This window comes from Staphylococcus argenteus (assembly GCF_000236925.1).
In the GTDB taxonomy this organism is placed as follows: domain Bacteria; phylum Bacillota; class Bacilli; order Staphylococcales; family Staphylococcaceae; genus Staphylococcus; species Staphylococcus argenteus.
The window spans coordinates 93,924-119,341 of the sequence record NC_016941.1 but is presented as its reverse complement, the minus strand read 5'-3'; the positions used below and the strand labels follow the sequence as shown (position 1 = coordinate 119,341).

The following is a 25,418-nucleotide window of genomic DNA, read 5'->3' as shown; positions in this document are numbered from 1 at the left end:
CCCATTTATTTAAAATTTATACTTCTCATTAAGCATTCGTTTTACTTTTTAGTTATGTTATCTGTAGATTCAATTCGATTCTCTGTACTCTCACTATCAACATTTTTATTTTCGTCTTCGTCTGTCGATTCACCTTTTGAATATTTAGCCCAAATCAGAAAAATGCCGCAAACCACCCATAAAATTGACGAAAGGTAATTATGTAAACGAAATACAACAATCGCATAAACAATAAAAAGCGCACCTTTTACTTCCATTTTATTCTCTAAATTAATGGCTGTTAGGACGAGTGGTAAACTTATGATAGCAATTATTACTAATGCTATTAAAACAGCCATTACATGGCTGGGTACTTCACCATATATATATAAGATAAAGGCTGTCACGCTAACAATGGCGACGTTATAACATATTTGAGCTACGATTCCTATCCAAATTGCTATTTTTCCTATAATTAAATCCATACTCATTCCCCATTTATTTAAAATTTATACTTTACCTTAATATACCTTATTTTATTTAATTTTTATATGCAAAATACAAAAATAGAGAACTTCAATATTTATAAAATATCAAAAGTTCTCTATACTATATTGTTTCATTATATTTTCGCTATCAATACTCTAAATCATCATATTTCTCTCTACATCACAGTAAAACTATTGCTCCACCAAGTATACTTTTTCAGTATAGCATCTCATATTAGCAAACTTATCTGCTAAAAACTGTTTCCAATTACGCAGTTGTTCAACATCATCATCTTGTTTAAGTAATGACAGTGGTACTTGAAGATTAAGGCAACGTCCTGAAATATTAAAGCGTGTCACACCTGCTGGCACAGTTTCTCCTTTATGAACAACCGCTTCAATTTCTTTATAACTTAATGGTTGATACTTCATGAGTACATCTTGCTGATTAAGGCAAGGATATGTACCTTGCGCAATTCTTTCTACAGAACAACAACCGCTGTAACTTGCGACAACCTTTTCCCATACTTGAAAATGTGCTTCACCTAAATCTTTTGTATACAAATATTGCTCTGTATCACCATGACACATTGTAATGAATGGCGCTTCTTGTCTTGTCTCAGTAGTCCAAGGCAAACGATGTTCTTGTTGTAAATTTTCCCACCATACTCCAAATGGTACTTTATGTTGCCACGTACTAATTGAGTATTGCGTCTCATGGATTTCTTGCACTGGAACTTTCTTACACCCTAATTCTTTCAAACTTGTGTATCGATGGACACCATCAATAACCATATATCGACCATGCTGCATCGGAGTCACTAAAATCGGATGACGTATAAAGCCATCTGCCTCAATACTACTTTTCGTTTTTTCCAATCTTAAAGGTTCGAATGTTTCGTGAAGATCAATTTTATCTACTGGTACCAATTTTAAATGTTCATGAATATGATTCAATAGTTATTCATCCTCCTTTGTTTGCGTTAAATAAATAAATTCGGGATGTGGGTGGCTTAAGAAATCATGATGTGAAATAGACCATCCGTATGCACCTGCATATTTGAAAATGATAACATCGCCTGTACTCATTGCGTCTATCTGGACTTCTCTTGCAAAGACATCTTTCGGTGTACATAACTGTCCGACTAATGTTGTGTCCTGTCTCGAAATTGAAACTTTTTCAAATGGATATGGATTATCCTTACAACGATAAATTTCAAAAGGATGGTTATGCTGCCATGATACCGGTAGTCTAAATTGTTGCGTACCACCTCTTAAAATGGCATACCATGCACCATGTACTTTCTTAATATCTAGAACTTCTGTCGCATAGTATCCAATATGCGCCACAATAAAACGTCCACATTCAAAGTTCAGCGTTACATCTTCCATATCTTGTTCAACAATTAATTTCTTAAAACGTTCTACAAAATTATCCCACTCAAATTGGCTAGTTAAATCCGCATAGTTTACACCTATACCACCACCAAGGTTGATATGTTTGAGTGAAAATTGATGTTTTTCAGACCATGCCTTTGCTTTTTCAAAATAAAGTTTCATTACATCAACATGTAAATTTGCATCTAAATTGTTAGAAATGGAATGAAAATGAAAGCCATCAAGATGTATATTTGACATTGCTAGTGCTGCTTCAATGACATCATCCACTTCGTCTTCGGAAATACCAAATTGTGTTGGTCGACCTGCCATATGCAACGTTGCATTTGGGAAGGGTCCTGCTAAATTAACACGCAATAATATATGTTGTGTTTTCTGTTCTTCTTCTAAAATTGCATTTAAACGTTGTAATTCATATATACTCTCAACATGAATTCGTTGAATACCTTCGCTTACTGCATATCTTAGTTCCTCGTCTGTCTTACCAGGGCCACCAAAAATAATATGATTTGCTGGTTTAAAAGCAAGACCTTTTGCTATTTCACCTTGAGATGCAACTTCAAATCCTTCAACATATTGACTGATTGTATCTAGGATTGTTCGTTCACTATTTGCTTTCATTGCATAGTACATATGACAATTACTCGGCAATGATGATGTAATGCGTTGTAAATGTTGCGCCAATCCGACTAAATCATAAATATAATGACAAACTGGATGACGTTGTGCTTTTAATTGTTCGATAACTGGTTGAACCACACGCATTAATCTTTAACCCCTTTCTGCTTAGACGTCGCTAAAGTTGCTGAAAAATGACGATATATTTTTCCTCGATCATCACCTAAAATAAATGTTTGTACACCTTGTGAACGCCATTTTGCAATATCTTCATCTTCACGCGGTAACGCACAAAAATGTTTACCATATGCATTTGCAACTTCAAATATATGTTGGACGTGTGACGTTACCTTTTCATCTCTGGTTTTCCATGGCATACCAAGTGACTGAGATAAATCTGCTGCACCTTCGACTATCATGTCTAAACCTTCAACTTGTGCTATATCTTCAATGGCCATAACCCCTTCAACATCTTCAATCATAGCAATCACCATGATATGTTCATTAGCCATTTCCATAGTATCAAGTAATGGTATGCGTCCAAATCTAGCCATACGTCCACCATTTAAACTTCTCAAACCTTGCGGGTAATAACGACTAAGCTTAACGATATGTTCAACTGTCTCACGATCTTTCACATGTGGCACGATAATACCTCTTGCGCCCATATCTAACACTTTAATGATGTCCCTATCTATAACTGCAGTGACACGAACAATTGGAATAATATGTGCTGCTTCAGCTGCACGAATTAAATGCGCCAGTGTCTCATCATTAATCGCTACGTGTTCTGTATCAATCACAACAAAGTCATAACCACTTGCAGCAATAATTTCTATCATCAGTGGATCTGGTATGGAATTAAAAATGCCATAAACTGAATCACCATTGTTCAATCTATTTTTCAGGGATAGTTGTTGCATTAACACTACCTCCTATACCTAATGGATTGGTAACATGATGAATTCGCAACTCCGAGTCATTTAACAAACGACGTGTCGTTAGCTTTTCAACTTGAATTGTAGGTTCAAACAAATCGAAATGTTGATAGTTATTCAACTCTGGAAATGCTTCTTGATATGAATCGATTATGGCTTTAACCCATTGCCATTGCAGATTCTCATCGATACCATATTGTTTTTCAATAAATAAGATAATTTCAGCAATATTGATGAAGAAAAATGCATCATGTAAAAAGTCTCGTACTAACCGTTCATCATCTGTTTCAATAAATGAATTACTATTCACTTTTTTATGTGCTTCTGGCATTGGCTTTAACTTCAAATGGGAAGCAGTTTCACTCAAATGTTCACGTTTAAATCGAACACCATCATGAAAATCTTTTAAAGCAATTCGCGTAGGCCAACCATTTTTGTGAATAAGCATCATATTTTGTGCGTGCGATTCAAAAGCAATGCCATGATAATACAGCATATGAATCATTGGACGAACCGCAACAGATAAAAATTGTTTCATCCATGCCTCAGCACCATACGATTTTATCCATGACTCAATGAGTGGCACATCATCTTTGTCACTTGCATAAAGTGCATTAAACGGTATCGCTTCTTCTTCATCATTCAACATATGATAAATATTTTCACGCCATATCACACCAAGTGCACCGTATATTTCCGTTTGCTTATAAGATGAAAGTTGTGTGTTTAAATAAGACTGTCCTAAGACTTCCCCTAAGAAAACCGTCTTTAAATCATCACTTAAATACGTATCTTTTTGCTGAATATGCTTTAACCAATCCGTAATTTGTGCAGCATTTTCAATTGTGTGTGGTGCCAATACTCGTTTCGTAGATGTATTCGTTATACTGATTGGTACTTTAAGATAATATTTCGATGTATCTGTCGGGGACATAGTTCGAATCGATTGTTGAGGGTGATATACTTCATCACTTTCACCCAACCATAGCACCGTTCCGTTGAGCCACTCCTCTGCCAATTCAACTTGTATTACATGTTCAAATTGCCATGGATGAACAGGAATAATCTCGACATCCTCTATACCTTTGCCAGATTTCTCAATTTCATCTACAAAACATTGGTACGTTGCATCGCCTAGTTGTTGACGCAGCAAATCATTTACTGCGATATTTTGAGATACCGTTGACTCCACTTTATCTTTATCAATGGCCAGCCACTGTAATTTAATTTCTGGTACGAAATCAGGTCCATAATTCAAATTATCACTCAACGTAAATCCTAAGCGTGATTTATAACTCGGATGATATCGGTGACCCTCCATAGCATAAAATTCGAAATCATTGAATGTTTTAGGTTTCGCTGGTGGATGTTCTTCGCGAAAATGCAAACTTTGCGTATCTTTCAACTCTGTTTGTAATAACTCAATGATAAATTGTTCTAACTTTTCATCATCTTTAGGGAATGTAAACAAAGCTTCTCTTAATAATTGCGCATAATCTGTTGTCTCGGTAATATCATTTCCTACAATACGTGTAACTGGTGATGTTAGACATATACGATCAAAACTATGTGCATTTTTAGCAGTAAAATGATATTCAGAACCATTTCCTTCTATTGTAAAATGATGCACAGCCTCTCGATATGATTCCTTATATACAACAATATTTTCATAAATAAGTGATGATACAAGTTGCTGCATTACTCTAGTTTTAACACGGTCAAGAATTACGTTATTAATGGTATTATTCACAATACGATACCTCCTTGTTATGACAAATTGGATTTGGTATATGTGTATAAATCGGGTTTCCACCACAATCATTCAATTTACTCATTAAGTTTGCTTTAGCAGCAATCGTCGGTGATTGACATAAATCTTCAACACATTCAACAAACACTGCATTATCAGCATATTCTTCCTTCCAATCCATAAGACGGCGCGCTACCAATTGCCACAATTCATCTTCATTCTGTGTTGCCTTACCAATTGTAGATACTAAATGCCCTAAATGATTTACTACAACGTAATATTTAAGTCGATGCCACGCTTCGTCATGCGCATATACAACAGGACTTGATGTAGATACTACATTGGGGATAAGTTGTTTTTCCATGGCAATTGTCGTTGAAAGACAAATACCTTCTAAATCTCTGACATAGCATACTTCAGGAATACCGTCATTTAATTCAATTAATGTATTTTGCACATGTGCTTCTAGACTAATACCTGTGTTACTAAATAACGTTAATATCGGCAATAACGTGCGGTCTAAATAACATTCGAGCCATACTTCCGATGTTAAACCACTTTCCTCAATCACTAGTGATAACTTAGACGTCGGCGCATCAGGCATTGTTTCGAATAATGACGCCAACACATGGATGTCTTTTTCTGAATGATAATTTGGAATACCTTCACGTACAATCATGGCACTATTCGTTAATAAATCCATTTCAGGCTCAACTGATTGTCCTAGTGGATTAGGTAATAACGCACGGTATCCTTCTTCAAACATTAATTTAAAATGAGGTGTTTCTACATCATCTTTAATCGATGCAATAACTTGTGCTGCATCAATCGTACGTTCAATCTGTTCGAGATCATTCGTACGTATAAAGTTAGTAATTTTAACGTGGATCGGTAATTTCAAATAAATGTTTAATGCTTTTGAAAATACCGTTCTTACAGAAGAAGTCGGATATACAATGTCACCAGAAACACCTAAATCTTTAATTAAGCCTTGTTCACTATATTGTATAAACTGCGGATGTTGTCGCAACACACCAATTTGATAAGGATGTATCGGTAATAATATAAAGTCTTTGGGTAGCTCTGACATATCTAAACCAGCTAATTGATGCAATACTGTCGCAACTTGATTTTCCATATTTTCAACATAACGTGACAAAATAACATCTTGATGTACAGCTATATAATGCAATTGAAATGACGTATGACATTCGGGTGCATATCGTTCTAAATCAGCTTCTGAAAATCCACTTGCACTCTTTGGAGTTGGATGAAACGGATGACCTAAATAAAGTGATTGTTCCGAGACAATATAGCGATCCTCTATATAGTCTGTCTTGCTACTTTGCAAATAGCGCGCTGTTCGATGAATACTGTTATCGATATCAGACATAATTTGCGTCATATGTTGCTGTACAGCTGTTTGATTATCAGCACTTTGTGCCATATATTGTAAAATACGTGCAATTGCTTCCTTATATGTTGTTAATTTTTTACTTTTGCCATCAAGAAGCCATACCTCTGGACCATACAAGTGATGTCCCATAGCGGACCAATAACGAAATGTACCAGTTAACGTTTCGAGTTCTGATAATTGTATAGACCATTGATTATCCTGAGGTGGTGCTTGATATAAGTTACTCTCTCTAAAATACTCATTTAAAATGCGCTCGATAGCCGCATACGCTGCATATTGTATTAATTCTTTATTTTGCACTTTTTTGTTTCAACTCCCATAATTTCATTAATGTGTGATCGTTGATTTGATTAGTGATGGATGAACAAATTAAAAACAAGCTACTTACAGCAAATACCACGCCCATAACGATAAACGTAGTTGCCGGTGTAGTATAACTTGTAATGGCAGCGCCACTAAGGCTACCAATAATTTGACCAATGACTAACATACTGTTCGTCGTTCCAACAAATGTCCCTTTAAGTTGTTGATGACACGCATTTACGACGACAAACATAACACTCTGAATCAGTGCACTGTATGTCAATCCTTGAAGTATTCTTGCGGCCATTAAAAATTCTACGTTCGTCGCTAAACCTTGTAATATAGCACTACAGCCGCATGCTACCGTTGCAAATATATATACTGATTTAACGTAAGATTTATCATTAAAGCGACCCCATAAAGGCGCACTTAATATCGAAGCTGTCCAAAAGGCAGATTGTAGAAAACCAATTACACTACGATCATCTAATGTTGTGTGGTTGACTGATGATGCTAATGGTGATAGCGCAGTTAACATACCGTACATAGCAAAATTTGCTAAAACACCAACTATAATAAATCGACACGTTTGTTGTGTACATAACAGACATTGAAATGAACGACGAATGCCTTTATTAATATTAGGTGTTTCCGATTTCGGTACATGTGCAGTTTCAATTAATTTCCATGCGCCAAAAATACAAACAATAAAAGTAATGACAGCAATACTCATTAATAGTGCGCCAAATCCTAATATCGAAGCCGTAATGCCACCAATTAATGGTCCAACTAGTGAACCAGCACTCACTGAACTTTGCAGCTTTCCTAATACTTTTCCACGATCTTCAGCTGGCGCTTCGGCACTAGCAAATGCACTTGATGCATCAACTACGCCACCAAATAACCCTTGTAGTAGTCTCACAACTACAAATTGTAATGGCGTCGTACATAATGCCATCAAAAACAGACATATAGCTAAACCAAGTAACGCTCTCAAAACCATCCACTTCCGGCTAATTTTATCGCCTAACTTTCCCCAAATCGGTGACGCTATCATCGTCGTAACAGCGGGAGCAGCAATAGCAATGCCACTCCACAACTGTATTTCAACGACTGAAAGGTTTTGTAATGATGCCATATAAATAGGTAATAATGGCACGAGCACTGTTAGCCCAGCAATCGCGATAAACTGACTGAGCCATAAAACGCGAAAGTTACTACGCCAGATAGACTGTTCAATCATATGTCACCATTGGATTTGGTACAGTAGTTAAACCAGAAGGCATACTACCTCCGCCGCTATCTCGTTGATATAGCAATGGCAATAAGATTTGCTTAAACGGCCATGTCTGTTTTTCAAATAAAATATGTCTTACTGCTAACTGATCCGCTGTAACCCAGGAAATAGTCGCAACTTCATTCTTCAAAATACGTTTTAACAACGACATGAGGTCATGCTCACTTACACCAAATAAATCTTGAAGTGCATCAATAATGGCATATAGATTTACCGATACAGCTAACGTTTGGAAATAAGCAAAGAATGTTTCCAAATCTTCGTTAATTAGCGTATTAGGCGTATCTTCTCTTACAACATATTGTGGCAATGAAAGTTGATGCGCTGTAAGCCATGGTTTATAAATTCTGACAGTATCATGATCACGTAATACGCATTTTTGTACGCGTCCTTCTTCAAATGACAATAATATATTTTGACCATGTAACTCTGGTAATGCACCATATTGCATAAATGATAAAGTCACTTTTAAAAAGACTTGAGCGATATCTTCAAACAATGTCATGATGTCATTTTGGGAAAGATTGTCTTTTCCACAAATCATTTGATATAAGGTACGGTCATTCGCTGCAAGTGCAGCCATTGATACAAGTTGTTGTTCATCATTTTGGGCTAGCACTTCCGGATATTTTCTTAATTGAACAGTTAAATGTCCTAATTGGTCTTTGAAAATATCATTATCTTGACCCATATACGACCACCACGCTGTCTCATCACAAACTGTCACATATTTAGCTAATACTTCATCCTTATTAATAAGTTGACGCAATAATCGTTCTGCTTGTTCGCCATTTTTCATATAGCGCGTAGGCGTTAACCTTAATGCACCTAATGACTGCATCGCAAATGGTACTTTGACATGATTATAAGGAGATGCGACGTCAATTAATGAACGCATACTTGAAGATGAAAGATAATCACCGAATTTAAGCGGCAACAAGACAACTAATTTCTCAGCAATCTCTTTCGCAAAGATGTTCGGTAGAATATGCTGATATTGCCAAGGATGTACCGGAAATAGTACATAGTCATCTATTGATAACCCTTTATTATTTAACAAGTCTGTCGCTTGGTCTTTTATAGGTGCTGTCAAACTCTCTAACTCATCATAATCTGCTTCGTCACCGTGAATCATATGTGACTTTTTAACAGCTGCAACCATTAAAGGAAATGATTGATTTAATTCAGCTTGATAAACTTGATAGTCTGTTTCTGATAAGCCTCTTTTTTCTTTAGCTAGTGGATGAAATGGACGATCTTTTAAACTTGCATATTGCTCCGACATGACAAAAGGATGCGTTGCCAAGTCTAATTCAGATAATTGTTTAGCAAGTTGTGTTATAGCAGTATTTAGCCCCTCTTCAACGCGAGCAACTTCCCATTCATGGCTTAAATCACGATTCATATTAACAATCATTCGCCAAAATTCAGGCGCTGTTAACTGTTTGCTAGATGACTTTCCATCTATCGTAATAGGTTTTGAACTTTCATAGCGAAACATATTTAACGCACTAAAATAAACTGGAATCTTAATTTGTTGGTCTCCATTTTTATAAATCAATATCGTTTGTCCATGTTCTTTAGTTATCTCACTATTTGAAACAATCCCCGCGATATCTTCAAATAAAAGTGCATCAACTAAATCTCTTAATATTATCGTTTGTGCTGTATTCACTGCTTTATGAGTATGCAATATTTAGACACCTCGCATTCTTAATATAGGCTTAGTGTTGTACCAATATTTTGTTGCTGTGCTTGTTGATAAATAAAATAAGCACTCGCAATATCTTCAATGGCCATGCCCATTGGATTAAGTAATATGATTTCATCGTCATTTTCACGACCAGGAATTTCACCTGTAACAAGCTGTCCAAGTTCAGCATGCAGTGCTTCTTTGCTAAATTTCCCTTCTAATACGAGTTGATTAATCGTTTTCTTTTCACGATTGCATTGTGACCAGTCATCTACTACGACTTTGTCAGCTTTAATAAATACTTCTTTATGCACATCCATAATAGAAATATTGCTAATAAATGCACCTTTTTGTAACCAATCATATTCAATATACGGTTGATCAGTAACAGTACATGTAATGACTACTTCACCATTTGACACGGCTTCTTTAGCTGTTTCAGCTGCAATAAATCTGATGTCTGGGCGCTGTTGTTGCCATCTATCAACAAAGCGTGCACATGCTTCAGGAAATTGATCATATACGAAGACGCGTTTAATATGGTCGAATTGTTCTAACATACTTTGCAATTGCTTGTCTCCGATTAGACCGCAACCAATAATCGTTAAATCTTTAAACCCTTTTTTAGCTAAATGTTTGGCTGCAATCACCGAAACTGCTGCAGTACGCATACTACTAATTAAACTCGCTTCCATAACTGCAATCGGATAATTTGTTTCTGGATCATTTAAAATAATGACTCCACTCGCACGTTCCATACTACGTTTTGATGGATTGTCATGTTTACTACCAATCCACTTAATACCTGAAATCGCGTAATCACCACCGATATGACTTGGCATTGCAATGATTCTATCTGCGATATGTCCATTTTCAGAATCTTGTCTTAAATAAGGTTTAAGCGGTTGTACAAAATCATTATGCGCATGCGCAGTTAATGCTTCAGTCAACGCGTCCACATAAACTTGTGAATGATTACCTCCTGCTTGTTCAATATCTGATCTATTTAAATACAACATCTCTTTATTCATTCTGATTTAACTCCTTGTCTTGATTTCATTTTTTCTAACCATGTATCTGAGTACACTAAATCTAAATAACGATCGCCTCGATCTGGTAAAATCGTTACAATTGTTGCGCCTTCTTCAACCTTTGTTATTAACTGCTCAATTGCTGCAATAATTGAACCTGTTGAACCACCTGCAAAAATACCTTCATAAGCAATTAATTTGCGGCAGCCTAGTGCAGATTGATAATCATCTACATGAATGACTTGATTAATCTCTGATCTATTCAAAATTTCTGGTACGCGACTAGCACCAATACCAGGTAACTCTCTGTTAATAGGTTTGTCACCAAAAATGACTGACCCTTTAGCATCCACAGCAACAATTTGTGCATTGGGATGTACTTCTTTAATTTTTCTACTCATACCCATAATGCTACCTGTCGTGCTTACTGGCGCGACAAAATAGTCTATAGGCTGTTTAATTGTTTCTACTATTTCAGTTCCAGCACCATGATAATGGGCTTTCCAATTTAACTCATTTGCATATTGATTAATCCAATATGCATCTTTAATAGAAGTTAATAGTTCTTGAACCTTAGCAATACGAGTCATTAAATAACCCCCATGCTCATCAGGTTCTTCAACCATTTCTACATTAGCTCCGTAACTTTTAATAATTTTCAAATTTGTTGGCGATATTTTAGGATCAACAACACAAGTGAGCTTTAATCCTTTAATTTTAGCTATCATCGCCAAAGCAATACCTAAATTTCCAGAGGTACTTTCAATTAAATGCGTATTCTCAGTTATAAGACCAGATTCAATACCATGTTCAATAATGTACTTGGCCGGTCGATCTTTCATACTGCCTCCTGGATTCATATACTCTAATTTTGCAAACACTTGGTGTTTTGGAAATAGTTGATGAAGTTGAACCATGGGTGTCTGCCCTACAGAATCTAATAATGAATCGTGACATGCTTGACTTCGTTCAATCAAAAGCGCTTCCTCCTCAAATTTAAAATTCTATAATATTGTGTGTTACCTAATTGATAATGATTCTCACTATCAAGTAATTAGGATTATATTTTTTATGCATTTATATGTCAAATAATTATAAGTTGCATGTAAATCATAAATATTTTATTGACTTAAGAAATAATTTAATTCATACTTATTTGTGATAATGATTCTCATTGTCATACATCACGAAGGAGGCTAATTAGTCAATGAATAAAGTAATTAAAATGCTTGTTGTTACACTTGCTTTCCTACTTGTTTTAGCAGGATGTAGTGGGAATTCAAATAAGCAATCATCTGATAGCAAAGACAAGGAAACAACTTCTATCAAACATGCAATGGGGACAACTGAAATTAAAGGGAAACCAAAACGTGTTGTCACATTATATCAAGGTGCCACTGATGTTGCTGTATCTTTAGGTGTTAAACCTGTAGGTGCTGTGGAATCATGGACACAAAAACCGAAATTCGATTACATAAAAAATGATTTAAAAGATACTAAGATTGTAGGTCAAGAACCTGCACCGAACTTAGAAGAAATTTCTAAGTTAAAACCTGATTTAATTGTCGCGTCAAAAGTTAGAAACGAAAAAGTTTACGATCAATTATCTAAAATTGCACCAACTGTTTCTACTGACACAGTCTTCAAGTTTAAAGATACGACAAAATTAATGGGGAAAGCTTTAGGGAAAGAAAAAGAAGCTGATGATTTACTGAAAAAGTATGATGATAAAGTAGCTGCATTCCAAAAAGATGCAAAAGCGAAATATAAAGATGCATGGCCATTGAAAGCATCGGTTGTTAACTTCCGTGCTGATCATACAAGAATCTATGCTGGTGGATATGCAGGAGAAATTCTAAACGATTTAGGATTTAAGCGTAATAAAGATTTACAAAAACAAGTTGATAATGGTAAAGATATTATTCAATTAACATCTAAAGAAAGTATTCCATTGATGAACGCTGATCATATTTTTGTAGTAAAATCTGATCCAAACGCAAAAGATGCTGCATTAGTTAAAAAGACTGAAAGCGAATGGACTTCAAGTAAAGAATGGAAAAATTTAGATGCAGTTAAAAATAACCAAGTATCTGATGATCTAGACGAAATCACTTGGAACTTAGCTGGTGGATATAAATCATCATTAAAACTTATTGACGATTTATACGAAAAGTTAAATATTGAAAAACAATCAAAATAATTAAGGAGTTTTACGATGCTACTTAAACCGAAATATCAAATCGTTATTGCTGGTTTATGTCTTGCAATAGTAGCTATCTTAAGTTTAATGATTGGGAATACGCTTGTGTCACCTATTACGGTGATACAGGCGTTATTCAACTTTGATAGTGAAAACGATTTACATAATGTTGTCACTGGTGCACGTGCATCGAGAACCACCATCGCCTTATTGACTGGCGCTGCACTTGCTGTGTCAGGTTTGTTGATGCAAGCACTCACACGAAATCCAATAGCATCTCCAGGTCTTTTTGGAGTCAATGCAGGTGCTGTATTTTTTGTCATTTTTAGTATTACATTTATTCAAATTCAGTCATTTAAAATGATTGTCGTTATTGCATTTTTAGGCGCCATTGTTGTTACTGTATTAGTCGTCGCACTTGGTATGTTTAGACAAACGCAATTCTCACCTCATCGTGTCATTTTAGCGGGTGCAGCGATTGCGATGCTATTTACAGCCTTTACTCAAGGCATACTCATTATGAATGAAACTGACTTACAAGGACTACTTTTCTGGCTAAGTGGCTCTGTTTCATTGCGCAATATATGGGATATACCATGGATTATCCCACTTGTGTTAATACTTATTTTAATCGCGTTTAGTATGGCTTCACATATCAATATATTGATGACCAGTGATGATATTGCAACGGGACTTGGGCAAAATATTAAATTAATAAAATGGATAATTATCTTGCTCATTAGTATGCTAGCTGGTATTTCAGTTGCCGTTGCTGGATCAATTGTTTTCGTTGGACTCATTGTTCCAAATATTAGCAAACGTTTATTACCACCAAATTATAAATATCTAATTCCATTTACGGCACTAGCTGGTGCAATTCTAATGATTTTATCAGATATGATTGCACGCGTGATTATTAAGCCGTTAGAGTTACCTATCGGCGTTGTTACAGCCGTAATTGGTGCTATTGTCTTAATTTATATAATGAAGAAAGGACGTCAACGCTTATGACGGAAAAGATTAATAAAAAAGACTCTTATAACCTCATCTTCGCGTTAATCTTTTTAGCCCTCATATCTGTGGTAAGTATGATGGTCGGTTCTAGTTTTATACCATTACAACGCGTATTGATGTACTTTTTAAATCCTAATGAAAGCATTGATCAGTTCACATTGGAAGTATTACGTTTGCCTCGCATTACACTTGCAATTTTAGCCGGTGCTGCATTAGGGATGAGTGGTTTAATGTTACAAAATGTATTAAAAAACCCCATTGCCTCACCAGATATTATCGGTATTACAGGTGGCGCTAGCTTAAGTGCTGTCGTATTCATCGCATTTTTCAGTCATTTGTCGATACATCTACTGCCACTTTTCGCAGTATTAGGCGGCACATTAGCAATGGTAATTCTATTAATATTTCAAACGAAAGGTCAAATTCGACCGACGACTTTAATTATTATTGGTATTTCAATGCAAACACTATTCATTGCACTTGTCCAAGGCCTGCTCATTACAACAAAGCAATTATCTGCAGCTAAAGCCTATACATGGCTAGTTGGTAGCCTTTATGGTGCAACGTTTAAAGACACTTTTATTTTGGGTATTGTTATTATAGCTATTGTTCCATTGCTATTTCTTGTTATTCCTAAAATGAAAATATCTATACTTGATGATCCTGTAGCTATTGGATTAGGTTTAAATGTACAACGCATGAAACTAATTCAATTAATTACCTCTACGATACTTGTATCCATGGCAATCAGTTTAGTAGGTAATATTGGTTTTGTAGGCTTAATTGCCCCACACATTGCCAAAACAATCGTTAGAGGAAGTTACGCTAAAAAGTTACTGATGTCAGCAATGATTGGTTCTATTTCAATCGTTATTGCCGACTTAATTGGGCGCACCTTATTCTTACCCAAAGAGGTGCCAGCCGGTATATTTATCGCTGCATTCGGCGCACCATTCTTCATTTACTTATTATTGACCGTGAAAAAGTTATAAAAATATCTATCAAAACAAAATGACCTCACAACATTGTTAGCTTATAAAAGCTGGTATATTGTTGCGAGGTTTTTTCTTTACGAATGCCTGTATTGATTGTTAACATGTGTCGACTTCTTTCGTTGCATATTAATCCACTTTATACAATTAACACTGGCTCATATTCTATAATAGAGGGCAATATTCTTCTTTTTTTCAAATATCGATAGCTATTTCTTATTTAAATATAGTGTTTGATAATGTCATTTATTCAAAAACACAAATTTTAATAAAAATATCATATTATTTTTAATTGTAAATTATGGATTATTTTTCTTATTATATTGTGTTATATTAAAATAAAGTGCATATACAAGGAGAAAAACAATGAAATATAATAAACAAGACAAAATTAGAGATTTTATAATCATTGAAGCATACATGTTTCGTTTTAAGAAAAAGGTAAAACCTGAAGTCGATATGACTATAAAAGAATTTATATTACTGACTTATTTATTTCATCAACAAGAAAAGACACTACCATTTAAAAAAATCGTCTCAGATTTATGTTATAAACAATCCGATTTAGTCCAGCATATAAAGGTTCTAGTAAAACATTCATATGTTAGCAAAATTCGAAGTAAAATAGATGAGCGTAATACTTATATTTCTATATCAGAAGAACAACGAGAAAAAATTGCAGAACGCGTATCATTATTTGATCAAATCATCAAAAAATTTAATCACGCGGAGCAAAGTGAATCACAAATCATACCGAAAGATAGTAAAGATTTTCTTAATTTGATGATGTATACGATGTACTTCAAAAACATTATCAAAAAACATCTAACACTAAGTTTTGTAGAATTCACAATTCTAGCTATCATCACTTCTCAAAATAAAAACATCGTTCTTCTCAAAGATTTAATTGAGACGATTCACCACAAATATCCTCAAACTGTTAGAGCTCTCAATAATTTAAAAAAGCAAGGTTATCTAATAAAGGTACGCTCAACTGAAGATGAAAGAAAAATTTTAATTCATATGGATGATGCGCAACAAGATCATGCTGAAAAATTATTGGCACAAGTGAATCAATTATTGGCTGACAAAGATCATTTACATCTTGTTTTCCAATAAAAATTGGCCTCATGCAAGTGTACTGATTATTAAAAGTACACTTGTATTTTTATTTTACTTTACAGAAATCCTCTAAAAATTAAATGTTAGTCACAATGATATTAACCCCTTTTCAAATTTCAACGTAGTTCAAATTATTTCATCTGTTCGAATTTGTTGCTAAAAAATATAATTAACTCAGCTATATTAAATCGCTTTCATCGTTGATTTATCGCTACATTTTATCAGTTTTTATTATTAGATTTAAAGCGAATTTGCCCTACCGAATCTTTGTATTTCTGAAAAATTATTTACACAAAATATTTATTTAATAAGTTGTAAAACTTACATTTAAATTTAATTATAAATATAGATTTTAGTATTGCAATACATAATTCGTTATATTATGATGACCATATAAATACATACAGGGGGTATTAATTTGAAAAAGAAAAATATTTATTCAATTCGTAAACTAGGTGTAGGTATTGCATCTGTGACTTTAGGTACTTTACTTATCTCTGGTGGCGTAACACCTGCTGCAAATGCTGCGCAACACAATGAGGCACAACAAAATGCTTTCTATCAAGTATTAAATATGCCTAACTTAAATGCTGAACAACGCAATGGTTTCATTCAAAGCCTTAAAGATGACCCAAGCCAAAGTGCAAACGTTTTAGGTGAAGCTCAAAAATTGAATGACTCACAAGCTCCAAAGGCAGAAGCGCAACAAAACAATTTCAACAAGGATCAACAAAGTGCTTTCTATCAAATCTTGAACATGCCTAATTTAAATGAAGAGCAACGTAATGGTTTCATCCAAAGTCTTAAAGATGACCCAAGTCAAAGCAATAACCTTTTAGGTGAAGCTCAAAAACTTAACGATTCACAAGCTCCTAAAGCTGACAACAAATTCAACCAAGAACAACAAAATGCTTTCTATGAAATTTTACATTTACCTAACTTAAACGAAGAGCAACGTAATGGCTTCATCCAAAGTCTTAAAGATGATCCTAGCCAAAGCGCTAATCTTTTAGCAGAAGCTAAAAAACTTAATGATTCACAAGCTCCTAAAGCTGACAACAAATTTAACAAAGAACAACAAAATGCTTTCTATGAAATTTTACATTTACCTAACTTAACTGAAGAACAACGTAATGGTTTCATCCAAAGTCTTAAAGATGATCCTTCAGTAAGCAAAGAAATTTTAGCAGAAGCTAAAAAGTTAAATGATGCTCAAGCACCTAAAGATGAAGACAACAACAAGCCTGGTAAAGAAGATGGCAACAAACCTGGCAAAGAAGACGGCAACAAGCCTGGTAAAGAAGACGGCAACAAGCCTGGTAAAGAAGACGGCAACAAGCCTGGTAAAGAAGACGGCAACAAGCCTGGCAAAGAAGACGGCAACAAGCCTGGTAAAGAAGACGGCAACAAGCCTGGTAAAGAAGACGGCAACAAACCTGGCAAAGAAGACGGCAACAAGCCTGGTAAAGAAGACGGCAACAAGCCTGGCAAAGAAGACGGTAACGGTGTACATGTCGTAAAACCTGGTGATACAGTAAATGACATTGCTAAAGCACATGGAACAACTGCTGATAAAATTGCTGCAGATAACAAATTAGCAGACAAAAACATGATTAAACCTGGTCAAGAACTTGTAGTTGATAAGAAACAACAAGCAAATCATGCAGAAGCTAATAAAGCTCAAGCATTACCAGAAACTGGTGAAGAAAATCCATTCATCGGTACAACAGTATTTGGTGGATTATCATTAGCATTAGGTGCAGCATTATTAGCTGGCCGTCGTCGCGAACTATAAAAAATAAACAACTATAGATATCATTTTATCCAAACCAATTTTACCTTATATATTTAAAATATTCTTATTTGTACAGATGAGAACATTATAAATGCACTGGCAACATCTTTTGTTGCTAAGTGCATTTTTTTGATTTTTTATTAATCTCATATTTCTGACTGCCATCGAAAAAACATATAGCGATAACAAAAGACACAACAAGAATTTTCTAACGTAAAAAATCGAACTAGTGAAATACATATAGTATCTCGTACTAGCTCGATTCTTCATTTATTATTTAAATTCATTCAAACACACAACGTATATTTAGAATATTAACGTTAATATAAACGTCCAAACACAGATAAATGCAACAAATATAATACTGTATTTTAACGTCATTTTTAATAATGCAGATTCTTCACCAACTTTTTTAACAGCTGCAGTCGCAATGGCAATTGATTGTGGTGAAATAAGTTTCGCTGCTACACCACCTGCAGTGTTGGCTGCTACAAGTAATGAACCACTTGTTGAAATTTGTTGTGCTACTGTCGCTTGGATAGGCGCGAATAAAGTATTGTTATTTACAACTGAACCAGTCATAAACACACCAATCCAACCTAATACTGGAGAGAATAATGGGAAGATTGCTCCAGCTTTAGCAATACCTTGTCCAATTGCCACAGTCAAACCACCATATGTCATTACTTTAGCAATGGCTAAGATAGCTGAAATTGTAAGGATTGGTAACCATAATTCTTTAAATGCTTCGACCAATAAAGCACCTGCACTTTTCCATTTTAACTTCGTAATTAAAATTGTAATAATTACCGTCAGTAAAATCGCTGTCCCAGTTGCCCCAATTAAATCGAGACGCAACGCAATACCTTTAGGCGATAAATCACTCACAGTATTTGGAATTGGCATTTTTAATACTATACTTTCAAGCGCACCACCAGGTTGGAATAATTTTTTGAAGAATGGCGCACTCCATACTAATACAAAAGCAGTTAAAATGACGAACGGACTCCATGCAAAGACGATTTCTTTAGGTGTACGCTTTTGAATTTTATGCTCTGATTCTTTCAACCTGAAAATATTTTTCGGTTTAAATTTACGACAAACAAATGCTAACACCACCATTGTTGCTAGTGATGGAATAATGTCTGCTAGTTCTGGACCATGGAATATTGTTAATAATAATTGTAATCCAGTATATGTACCACTCACTGTTAAAATAACAGGTAAAATTTCTTTAATACCTTTCATGCCATCTATAACGAATACTAAAACAAATGGAATAATAAAGTTTAAAATTGGAAGTGTTAATGCTGAGTATCTCGCAACATCTAATGTTGTAACACCTCCGCTTAAGTTAAATGTATCAATAATACTAACTGGTAAACCTATCGCACCAAAGGCACCTGCTGCACCATTAGCAATTAAGCATAACATCGCAGCTTTTAATGGTTCAAAGCCAAGTTGAATTAATAACACTGCACAAATTGCAATCGGCACACCGAAGCCTGCTGCACCTTCTAGAAATGCGTTAAAACAAAATCCAATTAATAACAGTTGGATACGTTGGTCTTCTGAAATACTAGCAATACTATCTTGAATAATTGAAAATTGTCCTGTTTTAATAGAAACTTTATACAACCATACCGCCATTAAAACGATATACCCTATTGGGAAAATACCAGCAACAACGCCTTCTGTTATTGCGCCTGCTGATACACGTGCCGGTAATTCAAACACAAATAAAGCCACAATCAATGTAACAACCAAAGTTGTCAATGCTGCATAAATGCCTTTCATTTTAAAAATGGTTAAGCATAGTAAAAATAAAATAATAGGTACTGCTGCAACTAAGGCTGATAATCCAACATTATCGAATGGATTTACAGTAAGTAGTGTCATAATGACTCCCTCTCTTTATCTAAAAATATTTATCATCCTGATTAATCTAGAACCTATTTCAACTTATATTTTGCGATGATCACGTATTTAAAATGTAACATTCCTATATGTGACAGGCAATCGAATTTTTACAAAAAGTTCACAAAATATACACAATATTTAACTACAATAAATAATATATCATTTTAATTAAAAATACTAGATATTATTTATATTAATCTTCGACATCCGCTTCAAAAATGCATCATGACAGCGTATATTTTTATTGAGAATCTCTCATTTTATGAATGGTAGGGAGTAAACAAAATACGACAAGTGTCAATCCAATGATAATGATAAATATCATGTTAAACCATAATAAACCCAATTGATGATTGTGTTGTATTTGCCAAATTTCTAAAATCATGAAAATAGAAATATAACTCATAATTTCCAAGTTTAATGTACTTAAAAATAACTTAATCGTCTGTATTTCACGTGGTGTGTGATTATAATGTGACCATTTAGCAAATCGTTCATAGTATCTACCTGCGATGAAAAATATAAGCCATATCACTATAAATGCAGCATTAATCAATAGCAACACCCATTTATCAGCTAAATCATCTGCGTTCCCTGCTAAATTATAGTGAATAGGCACTTTCGATGGTAATTTCGAATAGTTCATTACTGTATAGCACATCATAACTAAGTAAATTAGTAAACTTAATATTGTAAAAGACCTGATTTTAGACATTCTATCGCCTCTTTCTTTACATTTTATGTATAACACTCTGCCTATTTTACCTTTTAATTACATTACCCCAAACGATTAAACAATATGTAATGATACTATAGTTGCGTCAGGAATATTCGCTTGTTAAATGTGCATAGCTTATATTTACCTGTTTAACATGCCACAGTAATGATTCGAATTATTGTTTTAATTAAATATTTTTCACATATGTATAAATTTTATAGAGTGCATGCTTAATATTTTCATTTGATTCAAAGGCAAAAGATAGCCTTATACTCTTTTCTTTACTACCATAAATGTAACCCGGATTGATTAATATTTTTTCTTTACTTAACAATTCGTAGAATAAACATTTAATATCTATATCTATTTTAAAGACTAACCATACAAAATAACCTCCACTTGGAACTTCCCAATGTGCTATATCCTTAAATAAATTATTGAGGATGTTTAACATAAAGTCTCGTTTATCTTTTAAAACATACCTTAACTTTACTAAGTGTTTATCATAAGACTTATTTTTCAACATCTCATATACAACCATTTGTGACAAAATACTGGATCCATAGTCAATTTGCATTCTTACATCTGCCAATTGCTCTATTATTTTTTCAGAAGCAACAATCCAACCTATTCTTATTGCTGGTGCAATCGTTTTTGAAAAACTGCTTATATGTATAACTTTTCCCAATTTATCATAAGTTTTGATAGAAGGAGTTGGATCGCTAAAGAAAATATCTCTAAAGATATCATCTTCAATGATAGGAATATTATGTCTTTCGCTATAAGTAATTATATTTTGCTTTTGCTCATTCGTTAAAGAACGACCTGTCGGGTTATTAAACCTAGGCTCTATATAAATCGCTTTATTTTTAAAATTAATAAATCTATCAATAATGGTATTAATTTCATTAATTTGATTATAAGGAACATCAATATGTCTAAAATTCAATTGCTCAAAAACATTTGTAGAGTGAATATATGATGGTGTATTTGAAATTATTATGGTATCTTGACCTAAAAATCCAATAGATAAAAGTTGAATGGCATGTAAAGCTCCTGAAGTAATCATTACATTTTCTCTACCTACATTTATACCTTGCTTTGACAATCGTTCAGCGATGATATCTCTCAGCTTGATATAACCATAGCCATTATTATAACCAAATGATAAGTCTTCAATATGACTTGCTGTATTAGACATGGCTTTTTTTAATTGAATATGAGGCATTAACGATATACCCAATTCACCTTTACTTATATGTATATACGAATCATCTGTCTCAATTTTATTAATTAATTGCACAGTATAATGACTTCTTTGTCGAGAAGACCATAACATCATTTCAGACCACTTATTTGTAATATGTGCTTCGTTCAAATAGTCATTAACATATGTTCCACTCCCCACTTTAGTATAGATAAATCCTTCAGCTTCTAATAACTCAATACTTTTAATAATCGTTACTCTATTTACGTTGTACTGTATCGCCAACTGCCTCTGTGAAGGTATCTTCATTCCATAAAACCAATCCCCTGCGATTATTTTATCTCTGATGTCACTAGCAATATCTTTATATTTCGCCATCTTCTCCCTCCCTTTTAAAATTGGATAGGTAAATCCATTCAAAATTGGTTGTACTCATTTTAAATCATATTTTTTAATATAGGAATACATAATTAAAGGAGTGATGATATTAATGAATAAGCTTCGAGACACTACTTTTCTATCATATTTATTTACTATCATCTTGTGGGGATCTGCATTTCCAATGATAAAGATTGCGTTAAATGATTTTAGTGCAGAATCATTGTCGGCATTTCGTTTAATTTTAGCAACAATAATTCTCTTGCCGTTCGTAATTATAAAGAAATTGCCTACCCCTGAACTAAGAGATATCCCTGTTATTTTTATTTTAGGATTTTGTGGATTTGTGATTTATCACACAGCTTTAAATTTTGGTGAAACTTTAATTAGTGCAGGTATATCTGGAATTCTAGTCTCTACAACACCTATTTTTTCTAGTGCTTTAGCTTATATATTTTTAAAAGAGCAATTTTCAAAATGGAATTGGTTAAGTTCACTCGTCGCATTTATAGGAATATCCATTATTTCAATAAGTAAAGATGATTACACAACTATTAATGTATTAGGTGTTTTTATTATTTTACTTGCATCTTTTAGTGAAAGTTTGTATTTTACTTTCCAGAAAAAATACATAGAAAAATACGGCTTCATCGCTTTCACACTATATACAATAATGGCAAGCTCACCATTTATGCTTATTTTTATTCCTGAAATCATCAACGATATACACGGCGCCACTTTTACATCAATAGTATCGGTACTTTATTTAGCTATATTCCCTACTATAATTCCATACATTTTGCTTGCTTATATCGTGAAGTCAGTTGGTGTCTCTGATGCAACAATGTCTCTTTATTTAACACCTATTGTTTCTTTATTATTATCTTATCTATTATTAGACGAGCTACCAACAACCCTTGCTATTATAGGTGGACTTATCACTCTACTAGGCGTTAGTTTAAGTAACTTCTTTCAAAATGCATAATTATTCCAATTCCCGCACCTCAGAATCCAAAAACATTCGAGTGATAAAATTTTAAAAATAAAAAATATAAAAATGATCTAATTTCGTCATATTTACCAATATAAATACTAATATTTGCAATTCACAAAGGGGTATAGTCTGAGTGTATTCTAATACGAAAGGACTTGGTGGATATGTATTACAGTTATGGAAATTATGAAGCATTTGCGCGCCCTAAAAAACCTGAAAATGTAGAAAACAAATCTGCTTACTTAATCGGGTCTGGGTTAGCTTCACTTGCTGCAGCTTGTTTTTTAATAAGGGATGGTCAGATGGAAGGTTCGAAGATTCATATTTTAGAAGAGTTACCTAAAGCAGGCGGTAGTCTTGATGGTGAAAATATGCCTTTAAAAGGCTATGTTGTCCGAGGTGGTCGTGAAATGGAGAACCACTTTGAATGTTTGTGGGATTTATTCAGATCTATCCCTTCTTTAGAAATCGATAACGCGTCTGTATTGGATGAATTCTATTGGCTAAACAAATAAGACCCTAACTATTCTCGCTGTCGCGTTATTGAGAAACAGGGTCAACGTTTAGTCACAGATGGAGACTTCACTTTGACCAAAAAAGCGATTAAAGAAATTTTAGACTTATGCTTAATGAATGAAGAAGATTTAGACGATGTCAAAATCACAGATGTATTTTCTAATGACTTCTTTAAGTCAAATTTTTGGATTTACTGGAAAACAATGTTTGCATTTGAACCGTGGCACTCTGCTATGGAGATGCGTCGCTATCTAATGCGATTCGTTCATCATATTGGTGGTCTCGCAGACTTTTCAGCTTTAAAATTCACTAAATATAATCAGTATGAATCTTTAGTATTACCTATGGTTGAATATTTAAAATCACATGGCGTTCAATTTGAATACGATGTAAAAGTTGAAGACATCAAAGTAGATGTTACGACAAGTCAAAAAATTGCCCGAGAAATATTAATTCACCGTAATGGTAATGCAGAATCAATTAAACTTAGTGCAAACGATCTTGTCTTTGTGACAAACGGTAGTATTACGGAAAGCTCTACGTATGGTGATAATGATACACCAGCGCCACCAACTGACGAATTAGGTGGTAGTTGGACACTATGGAAAAATTTAGCACGACAAAGTCCTGAATTTGGTAATCCTGATAAGTTTTGCCAAAATATTCCTCAAAAAAGTTGGTTTGTTTCAGCAACATCGACAACAAACAATAAAGAGATTATCGGTATTATAGAAAGTATTTGTAAACGTGACCCACTTGCAGGCAAAACGGTTACTGGCGGTATTATTACAATCAATGATTCTGCATGGCAAATCAGTTTTACAATCAATCGTCAGCAACAATTTAAAGAACAACCTGAAAATGAAATATCTACATGGATTTATGCCTTATATTCAGATGTAAACGGCGATTATATTAAAAAGCCAATCACAGAATGTAGTGGTAATGAAATATGTCAAGAATGGCTGTATCACTTAGGTGTACCAACTGACAAAATTGAAGACTTGGCAAAACATGCATCTAATACGATTCCTGTTTATATGCCATATATTACCTCTTATTTCATGACGCGTGCTATCGGCGACAGACCTTTAGTCGTCCCACATCAATCGCAGAACTTAGCATTTATTGGTAACTTTGCAGAAACAGAACGTGACACTGTATTTACAACAGAATATTCTGTTCGTACTGCAATGGAAGCTGTTTATCAATTATTAAATATCGATCGTGGCATTCCAGAAGTCATCAATAGTCCATTTGATCTTCGCGTCTTAATGGATGCCGTATACGAACTGAATGACCATCAAGATTTACGCGAGATTACTAAAGATTCGAAAATGCAAAAACTCGCATTAGCAGGATTCCTTAAAAAAGTAAAAGGTACGTACATTGAGACTTTATTAAAAGAACACAAATTATTATAACGAGGCACATTAAATAAGTCTATATGGTGATTTCAAATCATGGAGTGGGATAGAAATGATATGTTCACAAACTTTATTTCTTTATCCCACTCACATGATTTTTTTGATGAAACATAATTGCATGATTGATTGCATCATTTTATTAAACAAGTGATTGCAAACTTGCCATTTCACACTGAAAATTTACATAATAAGTGGCGATATTTTACAAGTCATATACAAATAA

Annotated in this window: 19 protein-coding genes and 1 pseudogene; 7 read left to right on the top strand and 13 right to left on the bottom strand. The window is 34.1% G+C overall.

Features of this window, described 5'->3' with window-relative positions:
- Positions 1 to 41: 41 nt before the first annotated feature.
- The 10 genes from SAMSHR1132_RS00520 to sbnA all read right to left on the bottom strand — a co-directional run bounded on the left by SAMSHR1132_RS00520 (position 42) and on the right by sbnA (position 11,889).
- Complete coding sequence (locus SAMSHR1132_RS00520; RefSeq protein ID WP_100848549.1) at positions 42 to 470, bottom strand: hypothetical protein; 429 nt, start codon at positions 468 to 470, stop codon at positions 42 to 44.
- 189 nt (positions 471 to 659) lie between these two features.
- Complete coding sequence (sbnI, locus tag SAMSHR1132_RS00510) at positions 660 to 1,424, bottom strand: bifunctional transcriptional regulator/O-phospho-L-serine synthase SbnI (protein ID WP_001015552.1); 765 nt, start codon at positions 1,422 to 1,424, stop codon at positions 660 to 662.
- Between the two features lie 3 nt (positions 1,425 to 1,427).
- The gene (sbnH, locus tag SAMSHR1132_RS00505) at positions 1,428 to 2,630 is read right to left on the bottom strand and encodes a staphyloferrin B biosynthesis decarboxylase SbnH (RefSeq protein WP_001266970.1); all 1,203 of its coding nucleotides are present in this window, start codon (positions 2,628 to 2,630) and stop codon (positions 1,428 to 1,430) included.
- Positions 2,630 to 3,406: a staphyloferrin B biosynthesis citrate synthase SbnG gene (gene sbnG / locus SAMSHR1132_RS00500; protein ID WP_001186808.1), complete on the bottom strand. Its 777-nt coding sequence runs from the start codon at positions 3,404 to 3,406 to the stop codon at positions 2,630 to 2,632. Before sbnG ends, sbnH begins: the two co-directional genes overlap by 1 nt.
- Positions 3,381 to 5,243 (bottom strand): staphyloferrin B biosynthesis protein SbnF, encoded by a 1,863-nt coding sequence (sbnF, locus tag SAMSHR1132_RS00495; protein WP_096001294.1) that lies wholly within the window; start codon positions 5,241 to 5,243, stop codon positions 3,381 to 3,383. The genes sbnG and sbnF overlap by 26 nt, the downstream gene beginning before the upstream one ends.
- A complete protein-coding gene (gene sbnE / locus SAMSHR1132_RS00490; protein ID WP_001179902.1) occupies positions 5,164 to 6,888 on the bottom strand; it encodes an L-2,3-diaminopropanoate--citrate ligase SbnE in 1,725 nt (574 codons plus the stop codon). Before sbnE ends, sbnF begins: the two co-directional genes overlap by 80 nt.
- On the bottom strand, positions 6,878 to 8,134 hold the full coding sequence (gene sbnD / locus SAMSHR1132_RS00485; protein WP_000572580.1) for a staphyloferrin B export MFS transporter: 1,257 nt from the start codon (positions 8,132 to 8,134) through the stop codon (positions 6,878 to 6,880). Before sbnD ends, sbnE begins: the two co-directional genes overlap by 11 nt.
- Positions 8,127 to 9,881: a staphyloferrin B biosynthesis protein SbnC gene (sbnC, locus tag SAMSHR1132_RS00480; protein WP_000556879.1), complete on the bottom strand. Its 1,755-nt coding sequence runs from the start codon at positions 9,879 to 9,881 to the stop codon at positions 8,127 to 8,129. Before sbnC ends, sbnD begins: the two co-directional genes overlap by 8 nt.
- A gap of 20 nt (positions 9,882 to 9,901) precedes the next feature.
- Positions 9,902 to 10,912: an N-[(2S)-2-amino-2-carboxyethyl]-L-glutamate dehydrogenase SbnB gene (sbnB, locus tag SAMSHR1132_RS00475; RefSeq protein WP_001031189.1), complete on the bottom strand. Its 1,011-nt coding sequence runs from the start codon at positions 10,910 to 10,912 to the stop codon at positions 9,902 to 9,904.
- The gene (sbnA, locus tag SAMSHR1132_RS00470) at positions 10,909 to 11,889 is read right to left on the bottom strand and encodes a 2,3-diaminopropionate biosynthesis protein SbnA (RefSeq protein WP_000572871.1); all 981 of its coding nucleotides are present in this window, start codon (positions 11,887 to 11,889) and stop codon (positions 10,909 to 10,911) included. The genes sbnB and sbnA overlap by 4 nt, the downstream gene beginning before the upstream one ends.
- 230 nt (positions 11,890 to 12,119) lie before the next feature.
- On the opposite strand from sbnA, the gene sirA reads away from it, so the two are divergent.
- The 5 genes from sirA (at position 12,120) to spa (ending at position 18,035) form a co-directional block, all read left to right on the top strand.
- Positions 12,120 to 13,112 (top strand): staphyloferrin B ABC transporter substrate-binding protein SirA, encoded by a 993-nt coding sequence (gene sirA, locus SAMSHR1132_RS00465; RefSeq protein ID WP_001045122.1) that lies wholly within the window; start codon positions 12,120 to 12,122, stop codon positions 13,110 to 13,112.
- Between the two features lie 15 nt (positions 13,113 to 13,127).
- Entirely contained in the window at positions 13,128 to 14,123 is a 996-nt protein-coding gene (gene sirB / locus SAMSHR1132_RS00460) for a staphyloferrin B ABC transporter permease subunit SirB (RefSeq protein ID WP_000925009.1), read from the top strand.
- Positions 14,120 to 15,118 carry a FecCD family ABC transporter permease gene (locus SAMSHR1132_RS00455; RefSeq protein WP_000136646.1) on the top strand — a complete coding sequence of 333 codons (999 nt, stop codon included), beginning with the start codon at positions 14,120 to 14,122 and terminating at the stop codon, positions 15,116 to 15,118. Before sirB ends, SAMSHR1132_RS00455 begins: the two co-directional genes overlap by 4 nt.
- A gap of 366 nt (positions 15,119 to 15,484) precedes the next feature.
- A complete protein-coding gene (sarS, locus tag SAMSHR1132_RS00450; RefSeq protein WP_000876720.1) occupies positions 15,485 to 16,237 on the top strand; it encodes an HTH-type transcriptional regulator SarS in 753 nt (250 codons plus the stop codon).
- A gap of 421 nt (positions 16,238 to 16,658) precedes the next feature.
- Positions 16,659 to 18,035: a staphylococcal protein A gene (gene spa / locus SAMSHR1132_RS00445; RefSeq protein WP_000728777.1), complete on the top strand. Its 1,377-nt coding sequence runs from the start codon at positions 16,659 to 16,661 to the stop codon at positions 18,033 to 18,035.
- A 306-nt stretch (positions 18,036 to 18,341) separates the two neighbouring features.
- Here the strand turns inward: spa and SAMSHR1132_RS00440 are convergent, their stop codons facing one another.
- From SAMSHR1132_RS00440 to SAMSHR1132_RS00430, 3 genes are all read right to left on the bottom strand, one after another.
- On the bottom strand, positions 18,342 to 19,934 hold the full coding sequence (locus tag SAMSHR1132_RS00440) for an L-lactate permease (protein ID WP_000173882.1): 1,593 nt from the start codon (positions 19,932 to 19,934) through the stop codon (positions 18,342 to 18,344).
- A gap of 262 nt (positions 19,935 to 20,196) precedes the next feature.
- On the bottom strand, positions 20,197 to 20,670 hold the full coding sequence (locus tag SAMSHR1132_RS00435; protein ID WP_000036336.1) for a DUF1648 domain-containing protein: 474 nt from the start codon (positions 20,668 to 20,670) through the stop codon (positions 20,197 to 20,199).
- 190 nt (positions 20,671 to 20,860) lie between these two features.
- Positions 20,861 to 22,258: an aminotransferase-like domain-containing protein gene (locus tag SAMSHR1132_RS00430; RefSeq protein ID WP_001151812.1), complete on the bottom strand. Its 1,398-nt coding sequence runs from the start codon at positions 22,256 to 22,258 to the stop codon at positions 20,861 to 20,863.
- A gap of 112 nt (positions 22,259 to 22,370) precedes the next feature.
- On the opposite strand from SAMSHR1132_RS00430, the gene SAMSHR1132_RS00425 reads away from it, so the two are divergent.
- Positions 22,371 to 23,243: a DMT family transporter gene (locus SAMSHR1132_RS00425; RefSeq protein WP_001038109.1), complete on the top strand. Its 873-nt coding sequence runs from the start codon at positions 22,371 to 22,373 to the stop codon at positions 23,241 to 23,243.
- A gap of 173 nt (positions 23,244 to 23,416) precedes the next feature.
- Positions 23,417 to 25,192, top strand: a pseudogene (locus SAMSHR1132_RS00420) (oleate hydratase).
- The last annotated feature ends 226 nt before the right edge of the window (positions 25,193 to 25,418 follow it).